This window comes from Rhodospirillaceae bacterium (assembly GCA_002746255.1).
In the GTDB taxonomy this organism is placed as follows: Bacteria; Pseudomonadota; Alphaproteobacteria.
In genome coordinates this window covers 1-24044 of record NVWO01000003.1, presented here as the reverse complement: position 1 = coordinate 24044, position 24044 = coordinate 1, and the positions used below count along the sequence as shown (strand labels likewise).

Annotated in this window: 21 protein-coding genes; 2 read left to right on the top strand and 19 right to left on the bottom strand. The window is 58.8% G+C overall.

From position 1 onward, the window contains the following. Positions 1-35: 35 nt before the first annotated feature. The 4 genes from COA65_02970 to COA65_02955 form a co-directional block, all read right to left on the bottom strand. Complete coding sequence (locus tag COA65_02970; GenBank protein PCJ60673.1) at positions 36-920, bottom strand: F0F1 ATP synthase subunit gamma; 885 nt, start codon at positions 918-920, stop codon at positions 36-38. 24 nt (positions 921-944) lie between these two features. Then, a complete protein-coding gene (locus tag COA65_02965) occupies positions 945-2474 on the bottom strand; it encodes a F0F1 ATP synthase subunit alpha (GenBank protein ID PCJ60672.1) in 1530 nt (509 codons plus the stop codon). Next, the gene (locus COA65_02960) at positions 2474-3034 is read right to left on the bottom strand and encodes a F0F1 ATP synthase subunit delta (GenBank protein ID PCJ60671.1); all 561 of its coding nucleotides are present in this window, start codon (positions 3032-3034) and stop codon (positions 2474-2476) included. The genes COA65_02965 and COA65_02960 overlap by 1 nt, the downstream gene beginning before the upstream one ends. Positions 3035-3277: 243 nt before the next feature. Then, positions 3278-5509, bottom strand: coding sequence for a primosomal protein N' (locus COA65_02955; protein ID PCJ60670.1), 2232 nt, complete (start codon positions 5507-5509; stop codon positions 3278-3280). 103 nt (positions 5510-5612) lie between these two features. On the opposite strand from COA65_02955, the gene fsa reads away from it, so the two are divergent. Continuing rightward, complete coding sequence (gene fsa / locus COA65_02950; protein ID PCJ60669.1) at positions 5613-6269, top strand: fructose-6-phosphate aldolase; 657 nt, start codon at positions 5613-5615, stop codon at positions 6267-6269. 5 nt (positions 6270-6274) lie between these two features. Beyond that, entirely contained in the window at positions 6275-7240 is a 966-nt protein-coding gene (locus COA65_02945) for a recombinase XerC (GenBank protein ID PCJ60668.1), read from the top strand. A gap of 39 nt (positions 7241-7279) precedes the next feature. On the opposite strand, the gene COA65_02940 is transcribed toward COA65_02945, so the two are convergent. The 15 genes from COA65_02940 to COA65_02870 form a co-directional block, all read right to left on the bottom strand. Beyond that, positions 7280-7540 (bottom strand): hypothetical protein, encoded by a 261-nt coding sequence (locus COA65_02940; protein PCJ60667.1) that lies wholly within the window; start codon positions 7538-7540, stop codon positions 7280-7282. A 9-nt stretch (positions 7541-7549) separates the two neighbouring features. Further along, positions 7550-8968 (bottom strand): dihydrolipoyl dehydrogenase, encoded by a 1419-nt coding sequence (locus COA65_02935; protein ID PCJ60666.1) that lies wholly within the window; start codon positions 8966-8968, stop codon positions 7550-7552. A 26-nt stretch (positions 8969-8994) separates the two neighbouring features. Continuing rightward, positions 8995-10221: a dihydrolipoyllysine-residue succinyltransferase gene (locus COA65_02930; protein ID PCJ60665.1), complete on the bottom strand. Its 1227-nt coding sequence runs from the start codon at positions 10219-10221 to the stop codon at positions 8995-8997. Positions 10222-10313: 92 nt separating this feature from the next. Further along, a complete protein-coding gene (locus tag COA65_02925) occupies positions 10314-13166 on the bottom strand; it encodes a 2-oxoglutarate dehydrogenase E1 component (protein ID PCJ60664.1) in 2853 nt (950 codons plus the stop codon). 80 nt (positions 13167-13246) lie between these two features. Next, positions 13247-14122: a succinate--CoA ligase subunit alpha gene (locus COA65_02920; protein PCJ60663.1), complete on the bottom strand. Its 876-nt coding sequence runs from the start codon at positions 14120-14122 to the stop codon at positions 13247-13249. Then, a complete protein-coding gene (locus COA65_02915; protein ID PCJ60662.1) occupies positions 14122-15291 on the bottom strand; it encodes an ADP-forming succinate--CoA ligase subunit beta in 1170 nt (389 codons plus the stop codon). The genes COA65_02920 and COA65_02915 overlap by 1 nt, the downstream gene beginning before the upstream one ends. Before the next feature lie 210 nt (positions 15292-15501). Continuing rightward, entirely contained in the window at positions 15502-16710 is a 1209-nt protein-coding gene (gene mdh, locus COA65_02910) for a malate dehydrogenase (protein ID PCJ60661.1), read from the bottom strand. 226 nt (positions 16711-16936) lie between these two features. Next, the gene (gene nadC / locus COA65_02905; protein ID PCJ60790.1) at positions 16937-17773 is read right to left on the bottom strand and encodes a nicotinate-nucleotide diphosphorylase (carboxylating); all 837 of its coding nucleotides are present in this window, start codon (positions 17771-17773) and stop codon (positions 16937-16939) included. A 21-nt stretch (positions 17774-17794) separates the two neighbouring features. Beyond that, positions 17795-18814 (bottom strand): quinolinate synthase, encoded by a 1020-nt coding sequence (locus tag COA65_02900; protein ID PCJ60789.1) that lies wholly within the window; start codon positions 18812-18814, stop codon positions 17795-17797. A gap of 159 nt (positions 18815-18973) precedes the next feature. After that, entirely contained in the window at positions 18974-20197 is a 1224-nt protein-coding gene (locus COA65_02895) for a cell division protein ZapE (GenBank protein ID PCJ60660.1), read from the bottom strand. A 40-nt stretch (positions 20198-20237) separates the two neighbouring features. Further along, positions 20238-21017, bottom strand: a complete 780-nt coding sequence (locus COA65_02890; protein ID PCJ60659.1) for a succinate dehydrogenase iron-sulfur subunit — start codon at positions 21015-21017, stop codon at positions 20238-20240. A 23-nt stretch (positions 21018-21040) separates the two neighbouring features. Then, entirely contained in the window at positions 21041-22828 is a 1788-nt protein-coding gene (locus COA65_02885; protein ID PCJ60658.1) for a succinate dehydrogenase flavoprotein subunit, read from the bottom strand. A 5-nt stretch (positions 22829-22833) separates the two neighbouring features. After that, entirely contained in the window at positions 22834-23214 is a 381-nt protein-coding gene (gene sdhD, locus COA65_02880; GenBank protein PCJ60657.1) for a succinate dehydrogenase, hydrophobic membrane anchor protein, read from the bottom strand. Continuing rightward, on the bottom strand, positions 23211-23591 hold the full coding sequence (gene sdhC, locus COA65_02875) for a succinate dehydrogenase, cytochrome b556 subunit (GenBank protein ID PCJ60656.1): 381 nt from the start codon (positions 23589-23591) through the stop codon (positions 23211-23213). Before sdhC ends, sdhD begins: the two co-directional genes overlap by 4 nt. 132 nt (positions 23592-23723) lie before the next feature. Beyond that, positions 23724-24044 (bottom strand): hypothetical protein (locus tag COA65_02870; protein PCJ60655.1); only part of this gene is annotated, 321 nt, incomplete at its 5' end.

The window sequence follows — 24044 nt, the reverse complement described above, 5'->3', positions numbered from 1 at the left end:
CTTTCTTCCTCTCGGCCCTTCGTCGGAACCGTCTCTTAGAGCGCCTCGGCGCCGGATACGATTTCCATCAATTCCTTCGTGATATACGCTTGGCGCGTCCGGTTGTAGCTAAGCTTCAACTGGTCGATCAAATCGCCTGCGTTGCGTGTGGCGTTGTCCATGGCCGCCATTCTCGAGCCTTGTTCGCTTGCCGCGTTTTCAAGCAGGGCGCGATAGATCTGAACCCCAAGATTTTCAGGCAACAGCTGGGCAAGAAGCAATTCTTCTTCTGGCTCGTATTCATAGACTGCGTCCAAGCCGTCCGCCTTTCCGTCTTCTTCTTCGGAGGCGGGGAAGGGAATAAGCTGACGTTCCGTCACCTCTTGGGAGATGGCCGAGATAAATTTGTTATAGATCACCGTGCAGACATCGAACGCGCCTTCTTCGAAAAGGGCGACGATGCGGTTGGTGATGTCCTCCGCGTTTTTAAAGGTGACGTTCCCTTTGCTGGGGCCGGGGATCGCAGCAAGAATGATGCTGCCATATTCCCGCCGCAATTGCAGATGCCCCTTGCGCCCGACGCAAATAATTTTTGCCTGCTTGCCGTGGGCGGCAAGCGAACGCAGTCGCGCTTTCGCGGCACGTACGATCGAGGAATTAAACCCGCCGCAAAGTCCCCGGTCCGAGGTTGCAACGATCAGCAGATGCGTCGTGTCGTCGCCGGTGCCGATGAGAAGTTTCGGCGCTGCCTCGAACGCGCGCAGGCTGTCAGCAAGCGAACCAACCATGCGTTCCATCCGGTTGGCATAGGGCCGGCCCGCTTCGGCCTGCTCTTGGGCGCGGCGCAGCTTGGACGCCGCCACCATCTTCATCGCAGACGTGATTTTCTGCGTTGACTGGACGGATGTGATCCGGGTGCGAAGATCCTTGAGACTAGGCATAAGGCGCGATCCGATCCCTGGCGGCTAGGCGAAGGTCTTGCTGAAATGATCGAGGAGGGTTTTAAGCTCGGCTTCCGTTGCGTCGGAGAGCTTTTTCTCCGTCCGGATTTTTTCCAGAATGGCGGCACCCTTTGCGCGGACTTCGGAGAGCAGCTGCTCTTCAAAGCGCGTGATGTCCGCGACCTCGATTTTGTCGAGATAGCCCTTCACACCCGCAAAGATAACAACCACCTGTTCTTCGACGGGAAGCGGCGAATACTGGTCCTGTTTCAACAATTCCGTCAGCCGCTTGCCGCGATTAAGCAGCTGTTGCGTGGCGGCGTCCAGATCCGAGCCGAATTGCGCGAAGGCTTCCATCTCGCGGAACTGGGCAAGTTCAAGCTTGATCGAGCCGGCAACCTGCTTCATCGCCTTGATCTGGGCGGCTGAGCCAACGCGGCTCACCGACAGGCCGACATTCACCGCCGGGCGAATGCCACGGTAGAAAAGGTCCGTTTCAAGAAAGATCTGACCGTCCGTGATCGAAATCACGTTCGTCGGAATATAGGCAGACACGTCGCCGGCCTGGGTTTCGATGATGGGAAGGGCGGTAAGGGAACCGCCGCCGTGATCCTCGCTCATCTTCGCCGAGCGTTCCAGAAGGCGAGAGTGAAGATAAAAAACGTCCCCCGGATAGGCTTCGCGCCCCGGCGGACGACGTAGCAACAGCGACATTTGCCGGTAAGCGACGGCCTGCTTCGACAGATCATCATAAACGATCAGTGCGTGCATGCCGTTGTCGCGGAAATATTCGCCCATCGTGCAACCCGAATAGGGGGCCAGGAACTGAAGCGGTGCCGGGTCCGACGCGGTGGCGGCGACGATGATGGTGTAGTCCATCGCGCCGCTTTCGGTCAGCGTTTTGGCAATCTGGGCCACGGTCGAGCGCTTCTGGCCGATGGCGACATAGATGCAATAGAGCTTCTTTGACTCGTCATCCGTATCGTTGACCGCTTTTTGATTCAAAATCGTGTCGATGGCAATCGCCGTCTTTCCTGTCTGACGGTCGCCGATGATCAATTCGCGCTGGCCGCGGCCGACCGGGATCAAGGCGTCGATTGCTTTGAGGCCCGTCTGCATCGGCTCGTGTACGGAACGACGTGGAATGATGCCGGGTGCCTTGACGTCCACCCGCTGCGTGTTGTCCGATTCGATGGGGCCTTTGCCATCAAGGGGGTTCCCCAGGGGGTCGACGACGCGTCCCAGCAGCCCTTTGCCGACCGGCACTTCGACAATCTGGCCGGTGCGCTTGACGGTGTCGCCTTCGCGGATGTTCCGGTCATCGCCAAAAATGACGATGCCGACATTGTCCTCCTCGAGGTTCAGTGCCATGCCACGGATGCCGCCGGGAAATTCAACCATTTCACCGGCTTGCACATTGTCGAGCCCATAAACGCGGGCTATGCCGTCGCCGACAGACAAGACTTGTCCCACTTCGCTGACCGTGCTTTCGGTCCCGAATTCTGCAATTTCCTTTTTGAGAATGGCGGAAATTTCCGCAGCTCCGATTTTCATTACGCACTTCCCTTCATGACGATCTTCAAGCGTTCCAATTGCGAGCGTAGAGAATTGTCAACCATCCGGGATCCTATCTGCACAACAAGACCGCCAAGAAGGCTTGAATCCACCCGGGTCTGGATGAAAACGTCGTTGCCTGTGGCTTGCTTGAGGGCGCGCCGGATGGCGCCAAGTTGATCTTCGTTCAGGGCCTGAGCCGAGGTGACGTTGGCCGTTACTTCGCCGCGTCTGGTGGCGAGAAGCCGACGGTAAGCCTCGGTGACGGCAGGCAACGCAAACAGGCGGCGTTTCCTGGCAAGAAGGCCCAGTAAATTTGTAACCAGGGTGGAGAAATCAGCCCGGTGGGCAATCGCGCCAATGGCTTGCGCCTGATCCTTGCGGGAGAGGATGGGCGAGCGGATCATGCGATAAAGATCGGCGCTTTCGCCCAGCAGCGCTTCCAATGTGCCCAGATCGGCCGCAGCCGTATCCAGGGCGGCTTGCTCGTCGGCAAGCTCGAAGAGGGCGTTGGCATAGCGACTGGCGAGACCGGAAACACCGGTGACTTCCGATGACAAGGGCTTAGATCCTTTAAAGACGCCTATTGCGGGACAAAACCGACCCGAAGGAGATCCTATTAAGCAAGGCGCTCCTTATGGTGGAGGGTTGTCCCTTTCGTGGGAAGGCCTGCGCCCGCTTTGCGAAAGCAGCCTCCCTAAAAATTCAGCGGATATCTAACATAGGGGTCTTGGGGTTGCAACGGTATTGCACTCGATACAGGTCGGCACTTTCCTGTTTCTTTGAGATGCTTCCCGGCTTCTTTAGAGGAAGCTGTACGGGTCGATGTCGATCTGCAGTTTTACGCCTGCCGGCGGCCCCAGGGGGGCGAGCCAGCCATGGAGCATCTTTTGGAGAGGTGCCTGCGCGTGCGCCTTCACCAGCAGGCGAAAACGGTACTTGCCGCGCAGGGTGGCAAGGGGGGCCGGTGCGGGGCCAAAGACGTGAATGGTGCTGTCCTGTGGGGCTGCCCGGCGCAAGTGCCGGGCATAGCGTTCGACGCGTCCGGCATCGGTGCCGGAAAGGATAAGGGCGGCCAGCTTGCCGAAGGGTGGCAGGGCACCTTCCTCGCGCGCCTGGGCCTCTATGGCAAGGAAGCGGTCACGGGCCCCTGCGGCCAGGGCCACCATGACCGGTGTTTCTGGCTGGTGGGTCTGAAGATAGGCGGTGCCTGGGCGCGCTTCCCGCCCCGCCCGACCGGAAACCTGGTGAAGCATCTGGTAACAGCGCTCTGTTGCGCGCAAATCGCCCCCGGCAAGGCCAAGATCGGCATCAATTGCGCCGACAAGGGTGAGATTCGCGAAATGGTGCCCTTTGGCCATGATCTGGGTGCCGATGAGAAGGTCGATCTCGCCCGTCTGCATGCGCTGGACGAGGCTTGCCGCAGCGGCGGCTGTGCTGGCGGTGTCGCTTGTCATGATGGCGATGCGCGCGTCTGGAAAAAGCTCGGTCGCCTCTTCTGCCAGCCGTTCGACGCCGGGTCCGCATGGGACCAGGGTCGCCTCTCCGCCACAGGCTGGGCAGGCGGCGGGCATGGGCTCGCAATAGCCGCAATGATGGCAAATCAGCCGGGAGGCCTGACGATGGGCCACCAGCCAGGCCGTGCAGGCCGGGCATTGGAAGCGGTGGCCGCATTTTCGGCACAGCGTCAGCGGCGCATAACCGCGCCGGTTTAAAAACAGCATCGCCTGCTCGCCACGGGCCAGGGTATCGGCAACCGCATCCCGCAAGATCGGGGAGAGCCACTTGCCGCGTGGCGGGGGATCTTTGCGAAGGTCGATCAGCCGCACCTTGGGCAGATCGGCGCCGCCGTGGCGAACCGGCAGATGCACGCGCGCATACCGGCCGGTTTCGGCGTTGCGCATCGTCTCAAGGGACGGCGTGGCGGAGGCCAGCACAATCGGACATTTTTCCAGTTTTGCCCGCACGATGGCCATGTCGCGCGCCTGGTAGATGACGCCGTCTTCCTGTTTGTAGGAGGCGTCGTGTTCTTCATCGACAATGAGAAGACCAAGTTCGGGAAAGGGAAGGAAAAGCGCCGAGCGGGCCCCGACGACGACGCGCGCTTCCCCACACGCAATGGCGCGGAAATTGCGCCGCCTCTTCGCCCCGCCAAGTCCGGAATGCCAGACGACCGGCCGCGCATGGAAGCGCGCGTCGAAACGGGCCAGCCATTGGGCGCTTAAGGAAATTTCGGGCAGCAGGACCAGCGCCTGCTTGCCTGCGTGAAGCGCTTTGGCGATGGCCTCGAAATAAACTTCCGTCTTGCCGGAACCCGTTACCCCGTCAAGGAGGAAGGGCTGAAAAGTTCCATCTGCAACGGCCTGGGTTAGTTTTTTTGCGGCGGTCTCTTGCGATTTTGAAAGTTTTGGGCCGGGCTTGTCGCCATCGGGTTGCGCGACCCTGGCTGCGGCCATGGGCGTTTTTTCAAGCAGGCCTGCTTCGAGAAGCCCCTGAACGACACCCGCGCCGACCCCGGCCTGCTTTGCAAGGGCGGCCTTTGTCAGCGGGTTGTTCCAGGAACATCTAAGAAAACCAATGACTTGCAAGCGCTTCGCCGTGAGGCGCTTCCCTGCCGTCGTCATGCCGGGGCATAGATGAAGCCCCATCGTCGCCGGGGCCGGGCGCAGCGCTTCGGGGATGGGCATGGTCATGCGCAGGACCAGCCCCGGTGGCGTCATCGTGTAGGCGGCGACCCATTCAACGAAGCGCCGCAAGTTTGCCGGCATCGGCGGGCCGGGCAGAATTTCGCGGATGGCTTTCAGCCGGATGACGCGGCCCGTTTTGGGCGCGGCGTTGCCCATGTTTGAACCCTTGTCCCAAACGACGCCAATCGCTTCGCGCCCGCCAAGGGGCACGCGCACATAATCGCCCGGGCGGATGTCGCTGTCCGGTGACGCGGCATAATCGTAGGGATGCGAAAGGCGCAACGGCAACAGCACGGGCAGGCGCATTTCCGTTTCGTCGGTTCGAACATTGGCACGGGCGGGTGGCATGGACTACACTCTACGTTAAGGCGCTTGAAGGTCCGCGCATGGACCTGCCGCCCCATTCTACCTTTGCAAAGCTCACCTTCGGCAATTTTGCCAGGAAGTTCATATGAAATTTTTTGTTGATACCGCCGACCTTCAGGAAATCCGCGATCTCGCCGCGAGCGGTCTGCTCGACGGGGTGACGACGAACCCTACCCTTGTTGCCAAGACGGGTCAGGACTTTTTCGAAGTCGTGAAAGAGATTTGCAGCATCGTTGACGGCCCGGTCAGCGCCGAAGTGACGGCGACGGATCACGAAACGATGGTCAAGGAAGGGCGCAAACTGGCCCAGCTTGCAAAGAACATCACCGTCAAAGTGCCGCTGACACCGGACGGGCTTCGCGCTTGTCGGGAGCTTCGCAATGACGGCACGATGGTGAATGTGACGCTTTGCTTTTCGGCGGCCCAGGCAATCCTGGCAGCCAAAGCGGGGGCCAGTTTTGTTTCCCCATTCGTCGGTCGTCTCGACGACATTGGCGAGGACGGCATGGGGCTGATTGACGATATCTGCCAGATTTACGAACAATATGAGCACTTTACGACCGAGGTGCTGGTGGCTTCGATCCGCCATCCCATGCATGTGGTCGAGGCGGCAAAAATGGGGGCCCATGTTGTCACCGTGCCGCCAAAAGTGTTGCGGCAGTTGTTCCAGCATCCTTTGACCGACAAGGGCCTCGCTGCCTTTCTTGCCGATTGGCAGAAGACGGGCCAGTCCATCCTTTAGGTGGCATGGGAAAGCGCGCCTCTTTTTCGGCAGATCCCGAACTGGCGGCGGCCATTTTGGAATGGGAGGTCTGGCTTGTTTCCGAGCGCCGCTACACGGCCCATACAACGGGTGCCTATGGGCGCGATCTGGCCGCCTTCCTTGAATTTCTGACCGATCATCTGGGCCGGACCCCTGGATTCGCCGCCCTTGGCGGGCTGGTCGCTGCCGATTTTCGGGCGTGGCTGGCGTTTGAGCTCCGGGCCAACAAGGCCAAAGTCTCCATTGCGCGCGCGCTTTCCGTTTTGCGCGGTTTTTTCCGCTTTCTGGATCGGCGCGGCTTTCTGCACAACCCAGCCATCGCCGCCATCCGTGCGCCGCGTGCGCCCCACACCATCCCCCGGGCGCTTGACGCGGCCGATGCCATCGCCACCATCGCGGCGTCGGCGGGTGCCGGGCAGCCGGGGGCTAAGCCGGTGCCTGAAAAGGCATGGATTGCGAAACGCAATGCCGCCATTTTCACGCTGCTTTATGGTTGCGGCCTTCGCATTGGCGAGGCGCTTGGTCTGAACCAGAACCAGGCGCCATCGGGCGAGGCGCTGCGTGTGCTCGGCAAGGGATCGAAGGAACGCATCGTGCCGGTTTTGGCTGTCGTCCGCGAGGCGGTGGCGGATTACCTGGCGACCTGTCCCTTTTCGTTTGTGCCCGAAGACCCGCTGTTTGTCGGCCTGCGCGGCAAACGGTTGCAGGCGGCGATTGTGCAGAAGGAAATGCGTCGCCTGCGTGCGCAACTGGGTTTGCCGGAAACGGCAACGCCCCACGCGCTTCGCCACAGCTTTGCCACCCATCTGCTGGCCGGTGGTGGCGATCTGCGTTCGATCCAGGAATTGCTGGGCCACGCGTCGCTTTCCACCACCCAGCGCTACACGGAAGTGGACACGGCGGGTCTGCGGAAAGTCTATGACAAGGCCCATCCGCGCGCGCGCCGATAGGGCTATTTTCAATCCGCACGCATTTTAACGCGAGCGTTTTTAACGCACGCGTTTCTTCGGCTGGAATTTCTTCCGCCATTTTCGGAACTGGGCGTAGCTTTTGGGATAGCGGCGGTTGAGGCTTGCGATCCGCCGCCGCACCCAGATGGAGTCACCGGCCAGCAGCAGCGTTCCGATCAGCAGGAAAAGAATGCCTTGGAGGATGGGCAGGAAAAGACCGGCCACGCCGGCAATCAGAAACAGAACCCCAAAGACCCGGCGGGTCCAGCGGCGAAGCATGTCGGGAAGCCGCTTTTCCAAAGCCGTGGGTTAAGAGTGGATGGCGCGGCCATCGACGGCCATGGCCGCTTCCTTGACCGCTTCGCCGTAACCCGGATGGGCATGGCAGGTGCGCGCAATGTCTTCCGCCGAGGCGCCGAATTCCATCGCCAGGCCGGCTTCGGCGATCAATTCACCGGCGACGGGCCCGACGATATGTACGCCCAGTACGCGGTCTGTTTTTTTGTCCGCAAGGATTTTCACAAAGCCTTCAATTTCGCCGCTTGTGTGGGCCCGGCTGTTCGCCTGAAAGGGAAATTTACCGATTTTGTAATCGGTGCCCGCTGCTTTTAAGTCTTCCTCGGTTTTTCCGACTGCGGCAATTTCGGGTGCGGTGTAAACGACGCCGGGAATGGCATCGTAATTCACATGGCCCGCCTGACCGTCAAGAATTTCGGCAACGGCAATGCCTTCGTCTTCGGCCTTATGGGCGAGCATGGCGCCGCGCACGACGTCGCCGATGGCATAGATGTTGGCAACATTTGTCTGAAAACGGTCGTCGATTATCACCCGGCCCTTTTCGTCCGTCGCAACGCCTGCCGCGTCCAGGCCCAGGCCTTCCGTATAGGGCCTGCGCCCGATGGCAACGAGAACGGCGTCCGCGACAAGGGTCTGGGTGTCGCCGCCCTTGGCCGGCTCGAAACGCAACTCGACGCCTGATTTTGTCGCTTTGGCCGCCGTGACCTTCACGCCAAGTTTAAAAGCAATGCCTTGTTTGGAAAGAATTTTTTGAGCGCCCTTGGCAAGCTCGCCATCCATCGGCATCAGGATGCGGTCCAGATATTCAAGCACGGTGACGTCCGCGCCCAACCGTCGCCAGACGGAGCCAAGTTCCAGTCCGATGACGCCCGCGCCGATGACGGCAAGGCGCTTTGGCATTTTTTTCAGGGCCAGCGCGCCGGTGGAGCTTAGAATTTTCTTTTCGTCAATCGTCACGCCGGGAAGTGGCGCCACGTCCGAACCGGTGGCGATGACAATTGATGTCGCCGTCAGTTCGGTTTTCTTGCCGCCGACGTCGACAATCACTTTACCTGGGCCTTTGATGCTGCCCTTGCCGTTGAAATGGGTGACCTTGTTTTTCTTGAAAAGAAAGGCGATGCCTTTTGTCAGGCCATCGACGATTTTTTCCTTTCGCGCCATCATGGCGGCAAGGTCAAGGCTTGGCTTGCCAAGTTTGATGCCGTGTTCGGCCATGCCGTGTTCGGCCAGTTCAAAATGATGGCTGGAATGCAGCAACGCCTTTGAAGGAATGCAGCCGACGTTCAGGCAGGTCCCGCCAAGGGGCCCGCGCGCATCGACGCAGGCCGTGCGCAACCCAAGCTGGGCGGCGCGGATGGCGGCGACATAGCCGCCCGGTCCGCCACCGATGATAAGGACGTCGAATTTATTTTTGCTCACATCTTTGCTCATGGGGGCCTTCCTTTATTCGCCGGCTTTTAAAGGTCAAGAAGGATCCGTTCCGGGGCCTCGATGCATTCCTTGACGCGAACCAGGAAGGTCACGGCCTCGCGGCCGTCAACCAGTCGGTGATCGTAGGTCAGCGCCAGATACATCATCGGCCGGATTTCAACCTTGCCATCGATGGCCATGGGCCGGTCTTGAATCTTATGCATGCCAAGAATGGCGGATTGTGGCGGATTGATGATCGGCGTGGAAAGCAGGGAGCCAAAGACGCCGCCATTTGAAATGGTGAACGTGCCGCCGGTCAGGTCGTCCATGGTTAGCTTGCCGTCGCGCGCGCGCGCGCCAAAAGCACCGATCTGTTTTTCGATTTCGGCAAATCCAAAATGATCGGCGTTGCGAAGAACCGGCACGACCAGGCCGTTCGGCGAGCCGACGGCAACGCCGATGTCGTAATGATTCTTGTAGACGATCTCGTCGCCCTCGATCTGGGCGTTGACCTCGGGAATTTCCTTGAGCGCAAGGACGGCGGCCTTGATGAAGAAGGACATGTAGCCAAGCCGGACGCCGTGTTTTTTCTCAAAAGCGTCGCGGTATTCGGCGCGGGCCTTTTTAAGGGCGCTCATGTCGACCTCGTTAAAGGTGGTTAGCATGGCCGCCGTGTTTTGCGCGTCTTTGAGGCGTTCGGCGACGCGTTTGCGCAGCCGGGACATGCGAACGCGTTCTTCCGCAGGCGCGCCCTTTGCGCTTATGTCGGAACCGGTTTCGAGATGGGCAAGCACGTCGCCCTTCGTCAGGCGGCCATCCTTGCCGGTGCCGGAGATGGCGGCTGCGTCCAGGCGATTTTCCTCGACGAGCTTGCGGACGGATGGCGCGAGCGACATTTCGGCTTTTGGCGCCGCAGTGGGCGTGGCCGATGCCGCCGGTGCGGCGGGTTGTGCGGCGGGTTCCTGGCTGGGTGCGGCCGGTGTGGCAGGGGCCGGGGATGCTTCCGCCGTTGCCTGCTTGGAGGCGGCTGCTGCGCTACCTTCCTCGATCCGTCCCAGCACGGCACCGACGGCAACGTCGGCACCATCGGCGGCAACGATCTCGCTCAGCTTGCCGGTGGCCGGTGCCGGGATTTCAAGGGTTACCTTGTCCGTTTCAAGTTCGAGAAGCGGCTCATCGGCGGTGACGGTGTCGCCGACGGCTTTGAACCATTTGGCGACGGTTGCTTCCGTTACCGATTCGCCAAGGGCGGGGACGACGATTTCCTTTGCCATTTTTTCTCAAACTTTCCTTCTTGAAAACCCGGGGCATGCGGCTGCCGATTAGATGGCAGGGGTGGATTTGGTTCCAGGGATGACATCGCTCGTTACGACGGGGTTAGGGCGTTGTCCACGATTTCTGCCTGTTGCTGGTTGTGGGTGCGCAAAAGCCCGGTTGCCGGGGAGGCCGCTTCCGCCCGGCCCACATAAGCCGGCCACGCGGCCTTGTGTTTCATCTCGGCCAGGACGGTTTCCATGCGGCGGTCAAGGAAGGTCCATGCGCCCATATTTTTTGGTTCTTCCTGGCACCAGACGACTTCGGCATTTGGATATTTCTGCAATTGTTCGGTGATGCTGTCCGCCGGGAAAGGGTAGAGCTGTTCGACCCGAACAAGTGCGACGTCGCGGATTTTCCGGGCGTCGCGCTCCTGTTCAAGGTCGTAATAAATTTTGCCTGAGCAAAGAACGACGCGCTTCACCTTTTTGCCGGCGACAAGTTTCATCGGATCCGGCAATACCCGGTGGAACGTCGAGCCCTTTTCCATCTCTTTCAGCGTCGAGACGGCCCGCTTGTGGCGCAGCAGGGATTTTGGGGTCATCAGGATGAGGGGCTTGCGAAAGCTACGGTTTATCTGCCGCCGCAGGATGTGGAAATAATTGGCCGGCGTCGTGCAATTTGCGACCTGGAGGTTGTCTTCCGCGCAAAGCTGCAGGTAACGCTCCAGCCGGGCGGAGGAATGTTCCGGTCCCTGGCCCTCATGGCCATGGGGCAGCAGCAGGACGAGGCCGGACATCCGCATCCACTTGCTTTCAGCAGACGCGATGAACTGGTCGATGATGACCTGGGCACCGTTTGCAAAGTCGCCGAATTGCGCCTCCCACAGCACCAGCACATTGGGTTCCGTCATTGTGTAGCCATATTCGAAGCCGAGCACGCCCGCTTCCGATAGCGGACTGTCGAGAACTTCAAAGGCCGCCTGGCCATCTTTCAGATGGTCGAGAGGGTAATATTTCGCCTCCGTATCCTGGTCGACAAGGGCGGCGTGGCGATGGGAGAACGTGCCGCGGGTGCAGTCCTGGCCGCTGAGCCGGACCGGCACGCCTTCCCACAAAAGGGCACCGAAGGCGAGGGCTTCGGCCGTTCCCCAATCGATTCCGTCCCCGGTCGCAAACATCTTCTGCTTGGCTTTCAACTGGCGGACAATTTTGCTGTTGACGTTGATCGCTTCGGGTACCCGTGCGAGCGTCTCGCCGATTTTGAGGAGCGTTTTTCGTGCGACGCCCGTCTCGCCACGGCGCTTGCCGTCGGTAGCAAGCCCAATGCCGTCCCAGGCACCTTCCAGCCAATCCACCTTGCTCGGCTTGTAATCCGGGGCCGCTTTGAAATTGTCGTTGAGGCGCTTCATGCCAGCGTCGTAAATCGCTTGTGGCGCATCCGCCGGTATCCCGCCTTCGGCAACCAGTTTCTTCGCGTAAATCTCGCGGGTGGTCGGGTGATTGGCGATCGCCTTGTACATAAGGGGCTGCGTGAACGCCGGTTCGTCGCCTTCATTATGGCCGTAACGGCGATAGCAGAACAGGTCGACAATCACGTCCTTGTGGAAAGCCTGGCGAAATTCCATCGCGATCTTGGCGATGTGAACAACGGCTTCCGGGTCATCGCCATTCACATGAAAAATCGGCGCCTGAATGCCCTTCGCAATGTCGGAGGGGTAAGGCGTGCCGCGTGAGAATTTCGGCGACGTTGTAAACCCGATCTGGTTGTTGATGATAAAATGAACCGTGCCGCCGCAACGGTACCCTTGCAACCCCCCAAGTTCGAGAGTTTCGGGAACCAGCCCCTGGCCGGCGAACGCCGCATCGCCATGCATGAGAATGCTCATAACTTTGGTGCGTTTCTTGTCGTTATGCTGCGCCTGTTTCGCGCGTGTTTTGCCAAGAACAACCGGGTCGATCACTTCCAGGTGGGATGGGTTGGCGGTCAAGGAGAGATGTACGTTTTTGCCGTCGAATTCGCGGTCTGCGGATGCGCCGAGATGGTATTTTACGTCGCCAGACCCCTGAAAATCGTCCGAATGCGCGGCGTTTCCCTGAAATTCGGAAAAGATTGCCGCAAAGGGTTTGTTCATTACATTTGCGAGCACGTTCAACCGGCCGCGGTGGGACATGCCGATGACGACTTCTTCGATGCCGAGTTGGCTGCCGCGCTTCAGCACCTGCTCGATCGCCGGCACCAGACTCTCGCTGCCATCGAGGCCAAAACGCTTCGTGCCCGGGTATTTGACGTGAAGGAACTGTTCAAACAGCTCGGCATCCGTCAGGCGTTCAAGAATGGTCCGCTTGCCGAGGGGCGTAAACACCGGCTGGTTGCGCCCCTTTTCCACCCGAACCTGAATCCAGGCTTTTTGGGCCGGGTCCTGCATGTGCATGAATTCGACGCCGATATTCCCGCAATAGGTTTGATGCAGGGCATCGAGAATTTCACGCAGCGTCGCCGTTTCCATGCCAAGGACGTTGTCGATGAAAATCGGGTGATCGTAATCCGCCTCCGTAAAGCCGTAGGTTTTTGGATCAAGCTCGGGATGGTACCGCTCGTGATGCAGGCCAAGGGGGTCGAAATTGGCGATCAGGTGGCCGCGCACCCGAAAGACACGGATCATCATCAACGCACGGATGCTGTCGAGGGTTGCGGCCCGGACGTCGGCGGCGGCCAGGCCGGTTCCGGCAGCGCCTTTTTCTTTGGGCGCGGCGTCGTCTTCGGGACGCGGGTGCGGACGTTTCAGGCCCCAGCTTGCGCCATCCAGGTCCTGCGCCGAGATGCCGTCTCGATGTTTGGCAAAAAATTGCTGCCAGCTTGAATCGACCGAGTCAGGATTTTCCAGATAGGTGCGGAAAAGTTCCTCGACAAAGGCGGCGTTGGCACCAGAGAGAACGCTGGGTTCGATGGGACGAGAAGTCATAATCAACAAGATGCCATGGATACGGCATTCATGGGTAGCTTAGTTTGGTTAATTTTTAGCTAACCATATGGGGAGGCGCACTATTTCTTCAATGCCTTCAGCATTGCCGTGCCGATTTCAGCCGGGGATTCGGCAACTTCAATGCCTGCGCTGCGGAAGGCTTCGATCTTGTCCTGGGCGGTGCCTTTGCCCCCGGAAATAATCGCACCGGCATGGCCCATGCGTCGGCCTGGCGGTGCCGTAACGCCCGCGATAAAGCCGACCACGGGCTTTTTCCGCTTGTCGGCTTTCAGAAAGGCGGCCGCCTCTTCTTCTGCGGTGCCGCCGATTTCGCCGATCATGACGATGGCATCAGTCTCCGGGTCGCCCAGGAACAGATCGAGGCAATCGATAAAATTTGTGCCATTGACCGGGTCGCCGCCGATGCCGATGCAGGTCGATTGGCCCAGCCCCACCGCCGTCGTCTGGGAGACGGCTTCGTAGGTCAATGTGCCCGAACGCGAAACCACGCCAATCCGGCCACGCGTGTGTATGTGTCCGGGCATGATGCCGATCTTGCAGGCCTCGGGCGTGATGACGCCAGGGCAGTTGGGGCCGATAAGGCGTGTTTTCGATTCAGCCAGGGCGCGCTTTACACGCACCATGTCAAGAACCGGAATGCCTTCGGTAATGCAGATGACAAGTGCGACGCCGGCATCCATTGCTTCGAGGATGGCATCCGCTGCAAAAGGCGGGGGCACGTAAATAACCGAGGCATTTGCCCCGGTGGTGGCAACGGCCTCTGCGACGGTATCAAAAACCGGAAGGTCGAGATGTTGCGTGCCGCCCTTGTTGGGCGTCACGCCGCCAACCATTTTCGTGCCGTAGGCGATTGCCTGTTCGGAATGGAAGGTGCCTTGCGACCCGGTGAAGCCCTGGCAGATTACTTTCGTGTCCGCATTGACAAGAACCGCCATCAGCCCGCCTCTTTTATGGCTTGGACAATTTTATTTGCCGCGTCGCCAAGATTGTCCGCCGATTTAATCGGCAGGCCCGAGCGCTGCAGAATTTCTTTGCCAAGCTCGACATTTGTTCCTTCGAGACGCACGACGAGCGGCACGTTCAAGCTGGTTTCACGTGCCGCGGCGACAACGCCTTCTGCAATCACATCGCAACGCATGATGCCACCAAAAATGTTAACGAGGATTCCCTCGACGTTTGGATCCGAGAGAATAAGCTTGAACGCCGTCGTGACGCGTTCGCGTGTCGCGCCGCCGCCAACGTCAAGAAAGTTTGCTGGCGATCCGCCATGAAGTTTGATGATATCCATGGTCGCCATGGCCAGCCCGGCGCCATTCACCATGCAGCCAACGCTGCCATCAAGTTTGATGTAGTTCAGGTCGTGGCGTGCCGCTTCGACTTCCGACGGGTCTTCCTCATGTTCGTCCCGCAGCTCTTCAACGTCCTTGTGGCGGAAGAGCGCGTTGTCGTCGAAATTCATTTTCGCATCAAGCGCCAGAATGCCGCCATCGCCCGTCACGACGAGGGGGTTGATTTCGACAAGGCTTGCGTCGAGTTCTACGAACGCCCGGTACAGGGCCAGAATAAATTTTTGCGCCGATCCGGTCTGCTTGCCGCGCAGGCCCAGGGCAAAGGCAATCTTGCGCGCATGGAAGGGCTGAATGCCGATGACAGGATCGATCGAGACTTTATGAATTTTCTCAGGCGTTTTTGCCGCGACTTCTTCAATATCCATGCCGCCTTCGGTGGAGGCCATGATGGTGATTTGGCTGTTGCCGCGGTCAACCAGCATGCTGAGATAGAGTTCGCGGGCAATGTCGCAGCCTTCTTCTATATAGACGCGCCGGACTTCCTTGCCCTCAGGTCCGGTCTGGTGGGTGATGAGGGTTGACCCCAGCATTCCCTTGGTTGCTTCCATCACCTCGTTTGCGGATTTTACAATTTTGACGCCGCCGCCTTTGCCACGACCGCCAGCATGGATCTGGGCTTTTACAACCCAGACCGGACCGCCAAGTTCTTTCGCAATGGCTTCGGCCTCTTTCGAGGTGTAAACGACGCCGCCGCGCGGCACGGCAACGCCAAAGCGCGCAAGCAGGTTTTTCGCCTGATATTCGTGAATGTTCATCGCGGTTACGACTTAGTCCGTTGGCGGTTGTCGGGGTTTACGCTTCGTGTAATGCCAAAAAAGGGGCCTTGTAGCAAGGGGCGATGGAAAAGCTCGGAGGAGAATGAGGGGCGCAAAGCGCCCCCCATTCCCATCTGACTGGCCCCGCTAAAGGCAGGCGCCATATGCGTTTCGACGGAAAAACCACCGAAATTAAAAGGCGGTTACGCCTTATTTCCGCTTGGCGGTTTTCCGCTTCGCAGTTTTCTTCTTGGCGGTTTTCCGCTTTACGGTTTTCTTCTTGGCGGTTTTCCGCTTCGCAGTTTTCTTCTTGGCGGTTTTCCGCTTCGCAGTTTTCTTCTTGGCGGTTTTCCGCTTCGCAGTTTTCTTCTTGGCGGTTTTCCGCTTTACGGTTTTTTTCTTGGCAGGTGTTTTCCGCTTGGCTGTCTTCCGCTTCGCGGTCTTCTTCTTGGCTGCTTTCTTTTTGGCTGCCATGGTACCCTCCGTACTTTCTAAAAGGCCGCGAACCGCCGCGACCGATTTTTCAAACATCCTTCTTTCGCCGGCGTTGAGCGTTATTTCGATTATTCGCTCTACTCCCTCGCCGCCTATTACAACCGGAACTCCAACATAGAGCCCCTGGACGCCATATTCCCCATTTAGCCAAGCGGCGCAGGGGAATACACGCTTCCTATCCCTGAGATATGCTTCGGCCATTGCGATAGCCGATGAGGCGGGCGCATAGAAGGCGGATCCCGTTTTCAGGAGTCCTACGATTTCGGCGCCACCCGCCCTTGTTCGTTGAATGATATGATCTAGACGCTCCCGGGTCGTCCACCCCATCTTGACCAGATCGGGAAGAGGTATGCCCGCAACCGTCGAATAACGCGCCAATGGGACCATCGTGTCCCCGTGCCCGCCAAGAACAAAGGCGGAGACGTCTTTGACCGAAACATTGAATTCCTCGGCCAAAAAATAACGAAAACGGGCAGAATCCAGAACGCCCGCCATGCCGACCACCTTCTTAGGCGGAAGGCCGCTTATTTTCTGCAGCAGCCCCACCATCGCATCAAGTGGATTGGTGATAACGATGACAAAGGCTTTCGGGCAATGCTTTTTGATTGCCTCGGCGACGCTTGCGATGATCTTTGTGTTGATCCCAACAAGGTCATCCCGGCTCATGCCCGGTTTTCGGGCAACGCCGGCTGTGACGATGACAACGTCCGCGCCGGCAATGTCCCGATAATTGGTTGTGCCAGAAAGGGCAGCGTCAAAGCCGTCAACTGGCGAGGATTGCGAGATGTCCAAGGCTTTGCCCTTGGGCATGCCTTCCATGATGTCAAAGAGGACGATGTCGCCGAGATTTTTCAGGCCGGCCAAGTGAGCAAGTGTGCCCCCGATATTGCCGGCACCGATAAGTACAATTTTTTTACGCGCCATATTGAATAATCAAACGGACGTTTCCGGAAAACAGGTCAACGTTCCGTCGGAACCATTTCCTTTTTGAAGTTACAAAACATATCCATTGCAAACATGATGTTAATCATACCAATGAAGGGCTTTAACGCGAACGGCGAATTTCTGCAAGCATTTGTGCAAACGTTTCAAAAATTCGTTTCGAATTTATTTACGCCGTCGATTTTTTTTGTGAGGGTCGTTTGTTGATTTATTCCTCGTCAAGATCGAGTCCGACATCAATTGCAGGTGCGGAATGCGTAATTTTTCCAACGGAAATAAAATCGACGCCGGTTGCGGCAACGGCGGCAACCGAATCAAGCGAAACATTGCCCGACGCTTCGAGTTGTGCCCGGCCGGAAACGGTGGAAACCGCACTGCGCAAGGCTTTAAGAGTCATATTGTCGAGCAGTAAAATATCAGCGCCAGCAGCAAGCGCGTCGTCTATTTGCGACATATTTTCGCATTCAACTTCAATGGAATCGTGGCCTGCTTCTTTGGCACGGCGGACCGCTTCGCCAAGTCCGCCAGCGAAGGCGAGATGATTGTCTTTAATTAAAATGCCGCTGGCCAGGTCCGGGCGATGATTTTGGGCGCCGCCAAGTGCGGTGGCGTATTTTTCAACTTGACGCAAACCGGGGAGCGTTTTTCGGGTGTCGCGTAGAATAACGCCCGTCCCCTCGATACGCTTTACATAGGCGCGGGTAAGCGTCGCCACTCCAGACAGGTGTTGAACGACGTTTAAGGCTGCGCGTTCGCCGCCAAGCAGTCCGCGCGCATCTCCATGAATGCGTGCAAGAACGCCGCCCGCGCGCACTTCTTCCCCTTCTGTAACGCAGAGCGTCATCGGTGTCTGGGGTGCCAGGCGGCTGAAAATGGCTGCCGCAATAGGTAGGCCGGCGATGACGGCGGTCTGCCGCGTGACCATTTTTAATCGCAGCACCGCATCTTTTGGGACGGTTGCCAGGCTGGTGATATCGTTTGCGGCCGCGTCTTCGCAAAGCACGCGGTCTACAATTTCTTTAATTTCCTGGTTTGTAAGGGTCATTTGGAAAATCAGCAGCAAGGCTTAACCGGCCGCGCGCAATTTTGCCGGCACGGCTATCGGGGACATTCTGAGCATACGCTCAATGGGCTTTTGTGCGGCCAGGCGAAGCGTTTCGGGCATTTCCACCGCCGGTGCCATGTTCGCCAGCGCCAGATAAAGCTTTTCCATCGTGTTTAAGGCCATGAACGGGCAGGTCGCGCAAGAACAGTCGCCATCCATGCCCGGGGCAGTAATGAAGTGTTTGTGCGGCGCGCATTTTCTCATCTGATGAAGGATGCCGGGTTCCGTCGCGATGATAAATTCCTTGGCCGGTGAGCGAAGCACGAAGCGAATGAGCGAGGACGTGGAGCCGATGTGATCCGCGTGGTTGAGGATGGCTTCCGGGCATTCCGGGTGGGCGGCGGTCAGGGCTTGGGGGTGGCGGGTTTGCAGCCGCACGAGTTCGCGCTCGGAAAATTGCTCATGAACAACACAGGTTCCCGGCCAAAGCAGCATCTCGCGGCCCGTCTTGCGGTTGAGATAGGCGCCGAGATGGCGGTCCGGCGCAAACAGGATTGGCTGGTCCCGGGGCAGTTGCGTGATGATGGCTTCGGCGTTTGAAGACGTGACGATGATGTCGGAAAGCGCCTTTACCTCGGCCGAGCAGTTGATATAGGTCAGCGCGATATGATCCGGGTGGGCTTCGCGGAACTGGCGGAAGCGATCTGGTGGGCAGGCGGTTTCCAGCGAGCAGCCGGCCTCGACCGCTGGCAGCAGCACGGTGCGGGTGGGGTTCAGGATTTTGGCGACTTCGGCCATGAAGCGCACGCCGCAAAACAGGATGACGTCGGCTTGCGTTTCTGCGGCCCGGCGCGAGAGATCGAGGCTGTCGCCTACGAAATCAGCAAGGTCCTGAATTTCAGCGTCTTGATAGTAATGCGCCAGGATGACGGCGTTCCGTTCCCGGCGCAGCCGCCCGATCTCGGCCGCAAGGTCGAGGGTCGGGTCGAGGTCTTTTTCTGTCAGCGCGCCTGGCGCCGGGTGTGTGATGTTGGTAGCCATCTCTTCCACCGCCGGGGGTTCCGGTCGGAGGCCCTAAAAATTACGAATGAATATGAAACGTTCCTAAGTTTACTTTTAGCCCTAAGCCTGCTTCTGGCGGGCAACCCTAATGGCCATGACCGTAACGATCGTTTTTATTTTTGTCTGGCAGACCTTCATTTAGGAAGATCCGGATCCAATGTCACTATTTTTCAGGAGATTTGCCGTTTCTGCAAGGCTTTCCATGGCGGTTGCCGTTGCGGCGTCGTCGCAAAGCACGCGATGGGGCCGCGCAAGGTAGCGCTCTGACTGCATCTCCACCAGGCGTGAGGCGGTTCGGCGGAACTCGAAGGCCCCCTCGCCAGAGGTGTAAAGCGCGTGCGCTTCGGCCTTGGCGCTGGCGATGAGCTTGACCTTGTGTTCGTAAAGGGCGTCCACAAGGGTGACAAAACGCTTTGCCGCATTTCGGTTTTCCGGGTCCAGCAGCGGGATCTGATCAAGCAGGACCGTATGAAACTGGTTGGCGATTTCCAGGTAATCGGCGGCGCCAAGGGGCTGTTCGCAAAGTTCAGCGAAGAAAAACCGGGCGACGCCCCTGGCGGCCCGGGGGATGGTGAGGGTGCGTCCCTGCACGAGAAGCGTGTCGGGCTTTGGCGGGCTTCCCATCGTCAGACATGCGAACGCGCGGTCAAGATCTTGTTCGGCGCCCTCGTTTGTCCGGTAAACGCGCAGATCTCGAAGCAGTTTGAGCCGGTAATCCGTGGCCCCGGCAAGCTCGTGAATGTGAAGCCTTTGTTTCAGTGTGGCGATGAAGGGAAGAAAGCTTTCGCGTTGCAGCCCGTCCTTGTAAAGGTCATCGGGTGGCCGGTTCGATGTGGCGACGACGATCACCCCTTCCTGAAAAAGAAATTCGAAAAGACGGCTCAGGATCATCGCGTCGGCGATGTCGAGAACCTGGAGCTCGTCAAAGCACAGCAGCCATGTCTGGCGGGCAATGTCGGCGGCGATCTGGGGAAGAGGGTCCTTCGCCTTTGGGTTTTGCGCCGTCTTCTGGCGCCACCGATGAAGATGCGCGTGAATTTCCAGCATGAATTCATGGAAATGCACACGGCGCTTGTGCGCTACCGGGGCGGCGTCGAAGAAAAGATCCATCACCATGGATTTCCCCCGCCCGACATCGCCGTAGAGATAGATGCCTTTCGGGGTTTCGATGGCCCGACGTTTTCCTGCCAGACGCCGCCACCCCAGACGCCGCCACCAATGGCGGTCCTGATGGGGGCGATAGTCGCGAAGGGTGTTCGCAAGCGCATCAAGGGCTCTGATTGCGGCATGCTGGGCCGCGTCCGGTGTGAGGTCGCCGGCTTTCGTTTGACGGTGATAAATGGCAAGCGGCCCGGCCTGCATTTCGGGGACCCTCGCGTTAATGGGGGTGTGGCCTGGAACGTTAGCGGCGGGAAACCAACAATTTCTTAATTTCACCGATGGCTTTTGCCGGGTTCAGACCTTTTGGGCAGGTCTTCGAGCAGTTCATGATCGTATGGCAACGGTAAAGGCGGAAGGGGTCTTCCAATTCGTCGAGACGCTCGCCGGCGGTTTCATCGCGGCTGTCGACAATCCAGCGATAGGCTCCCAAAAGAACGGCTGGCCCAAGATAGCGATCCTCGTTCCACCAATAGCTTGGGCAGCTTGTCGAACAGCAGAAGCAAAGAACGCATTCCCACATGCCATCCAGTTTTCCCCGGTCTTCCTGGCTCTGGAGGCGTTCCTGGGTTGGTTCCGCGGTCGTGTCCGAGCGCAGCCATGGCTGCACGGAGGCATATTGGGCAAAGGCATGGGTGAGATTCGGCACCAGATCTTTTATGACTTCCATATGGGGCAGCGGATGGACCTTGGCGTCGCCCTTGATGTCCTCGATCGGGTGCAGGCAGGCCAGGGTATTGACGCCGTCGATGTTCATCGCGCAACTGCCGCAAATGCCTTCACGGCATGAGCGGCGGAAGGCCAGCGAAGGATCGACCTCATCCTTGATTTTGATGAGCGCGTCCAGAACCATCGGCCCGCAATTGTCCAGGTCGATTTCATAGCTGTCGAGACGGGGGTTTGCGTCTTCGTCCGGATCCCAGCGATAGACGCGGAAGGTTTTGACGCGACCGGCATCGGCTGGCGCCTTGTGGGTTTTTCCTTTTCCCACCTTTGAATTTTTCGGCAGCGTAAATTCCGCCATCGTCGTTCCCTTGCAGATGTTTTTTAGTAAACCCGTTCCTTGGGTGGGACCGTTTCCACTTCGTCCGTCAGCGTATTCATGTGAACGGGACGATAGTCGAGGCGAACCTTGCCGTTCGGGTCCATGTAGATCAGCGTGTGTTTCAACCAGTTTACATCGTCGCGTTTCTGATGATCTTCCCGCGCATGGGCGCCCCGGCTTTCGGTTCGGGCCCTGGCACCATGCATGGTTGCGCGCGCCTGTAAAAGCAGGTTTTCCAGCTCCAGGGTTTCAACCAGGTCTGAATTCCAGATGAGGGAACGGTCTTCGACCGAAACGTCGTCAAGGGTGGCGGCGACGGCGTCGATTTTTTTCACGCCTTCCTCCAGAACCTCGGCATTTCTGAAAACGGCGCAATTCGATTGCATGGTCTTTTGCATGTCGAGACGGATTTCAGATGTCCGGCGTGAGCCTTTTGCATGGCGGAACCGGTCCAGCCGGGCAAGGGCTTCATCGCCTGCGTCCTTCGGCAGGGGCGCATGATGGGCGTCCTTTTTGATGATTTCGGCGGCTCGCTGCGCGGCGGCACGGCCGAAAACGACGATGTCGAGAAGAGAATTGCAGCCCAGGCGATTGGCCCCATGAACCGAGACGGACGCCGTTTCGCCGATGGCCATCAGCCCTGGACAGACCGCGTCGGGATTTTCTGTCGTCGGTCGCAGAACCTCGGCGTGATAATTCGTCGGAATGCCGCCCATGTTGTAATGAACGGTTGGCAACACCGGGATCGGTTCTTTCGTTACGTCCACATTGGCGAAGATTTTTGCGGTTTCCGAGATGCCGGGCAGGCGTTCGTGAAGCAAGGATGGCTCCAGATGTTCAAGATGCAGATAGATGTGATCCTTGTTCGGACCCACGCCACGGCCTTCGCGGATTTCGACCGTCATCGAACGGCTGACGACATCGCGTGAGGCAAGGTCCTTTGCCGTTGGGGCGTAGCGTTCCATAAACCGCTCGCCCTCTGAATTCGTAATGTAGCCACCCTCGCCGCGCGCGCCTTCCGTAATCAGGCAGCCGGCACCATAGATGCCGGTTGGATGAAACTGGACAAATTCCATGTCCTGAAGGGGCAGGCCGCTTTGTGCGGCCATCGCATTGCCGTCGCCGGTGCAGGTGTGGGCCGACGTGCAGGAAAAATACGCACGCCCATAGCCGCCCGTCGCCATGACGGTAACGTGCGAGCGAAAGCGGTGGATCTTGCCGTCGTCGAGGCACCAGGCAAGAAGGCCACGGCAGGCACCATCGTCGTCAAGGATGAGCCCAAGGGCAATGTATTCGTTATAGAACTCGGCCTTGTGCTTCAGGCTCTGCTGGTAAAGCGTGTGCAGGATGGCGTGGCCGGTGCGGTCGGCCGCAGCGCAGGCTCGGCGCGCCATCTTTTCGCCGTAATTGATCGTATGACCGCCGAAGGGGCGCTGATAGATTTTTCCTTCCGGTGTGCGCGAGAAGGGCACGCCGAAATGTTCAAGCTCCAGCACCGCCGGAATAGCATTGCGGCACATATATTCAATGGCGTCCTGATCGCCCAGCCAGTCCGACCCCTTGATGGTGTCGTACATGTGATAGCGCCAGGCATCCTCGGTCACGTTGCCAAGGGCGGCGCTGATACCGCCCTGGGCGGCGACCGTGTGGCTTCGGGTTGGGTAAACCTTCGAGATGCAGGCCGTCTTGAGGCCGGCGGCGGTCATGCCAAGGGTTGCCCGCAAACCGGCGCCGCCAGCGCCGACGACAACGGCATCATAAGTGTGGTCGATGATATCGTAGGCTGCCATTTTTCCTAGCCTTGAAATGCAATTTTGAGAACACTGAACACGGTGGCCACCCCCAGAAGGAGGCAGGCGAATTTGACGAAAAGAATCGCCGCGAGCTTCCGGCCCTTGTGGTGGATGTAGTCTTCAAACACGACCTGAAGACCAAGCTGCGCGTGATAGAAACTTGTCGCCAGCAAAAGAATAAGCAGCACCGCCGCCACGGGTGATCCGACCCAGGCAAGGACGGCCGCGTGGTCCGCGCCGATCAGGGATAAAAGGCTGGTGACGAACCAAAGCGTCAATGGCACAAGCGCAATGGCCGTGACGCGCTGGGCCCACCAATGGCCAACGCCTTCCTTTGCCGAGCCAAGGCCGCGGGCCTGGCGTAAGGGGGTGCGCATGGTCATATGGTGCCGGTGCCGATCAGCCAGGTCAGCAGCGTCAGCGCTGCCGCCACGGCCAGGGTGGCCCAGCCGCTTGTTGCAACCTGGGCGGGTGCAAAACCAAAACCGGCGTCCCACAGCAAATGCCGAATCCCGTTCGCCAGATGATAGAAAAGCGCCCCCGTCCAGCCGAAAAGCAACGCGTGCCCTAGCCACGAGCCATTGAAGGCCTGGATGGTGGCAAAGGCCTCCGGCCCCTGGGCCGCCGCCAAGATCCATACGGCAAGCTGCAGCGCGCCCAAGGCCAGCAGGATGCCGGTGAGGCGATGCAGGATCGACATGACCGACGTGATTTGCGGCCGGTAAATCTGCAGATGGGGTGAAAGCGGGCGTTTCCCCATGGATATTCGGTGCCTCGTGGAAAATGGGCAGGATAGTCTCGCCCACCATGTAGGCAGGCCAAAGCGGTCCCAAGGTGTAGCCTGCCGCCTTGGCGGAAGTCAACTTCGGGAAAGGCGTGGTTTTCTAAGGCGTCAGCGTGGCAGCAGGACCGTGTAATCCAGGTCCAGAATGACGGATGGGTCGTATTTTCCATCGTCCCCCTTGTAGGGGAAATCGGCGCAGGCCCGGTCTTTTGTGGCGATGGTCCGAAGTCGCAGGGCGCCCAGACTGTCCCAACCGTCAATCGATGTTTTTTCCAGCACTTGTGACCACGCATAGACCGTGTCGCCGGCAAAACAGGGGCCTACATGCGAGCCCCCATTGATGGCGGCAATGCGAAAGGCGTTGCCAAAACCGTTGAAGCTCAGGCTCCGGGCGATGCTGATGACGTGGCCGCCATAAACGATGCGTTT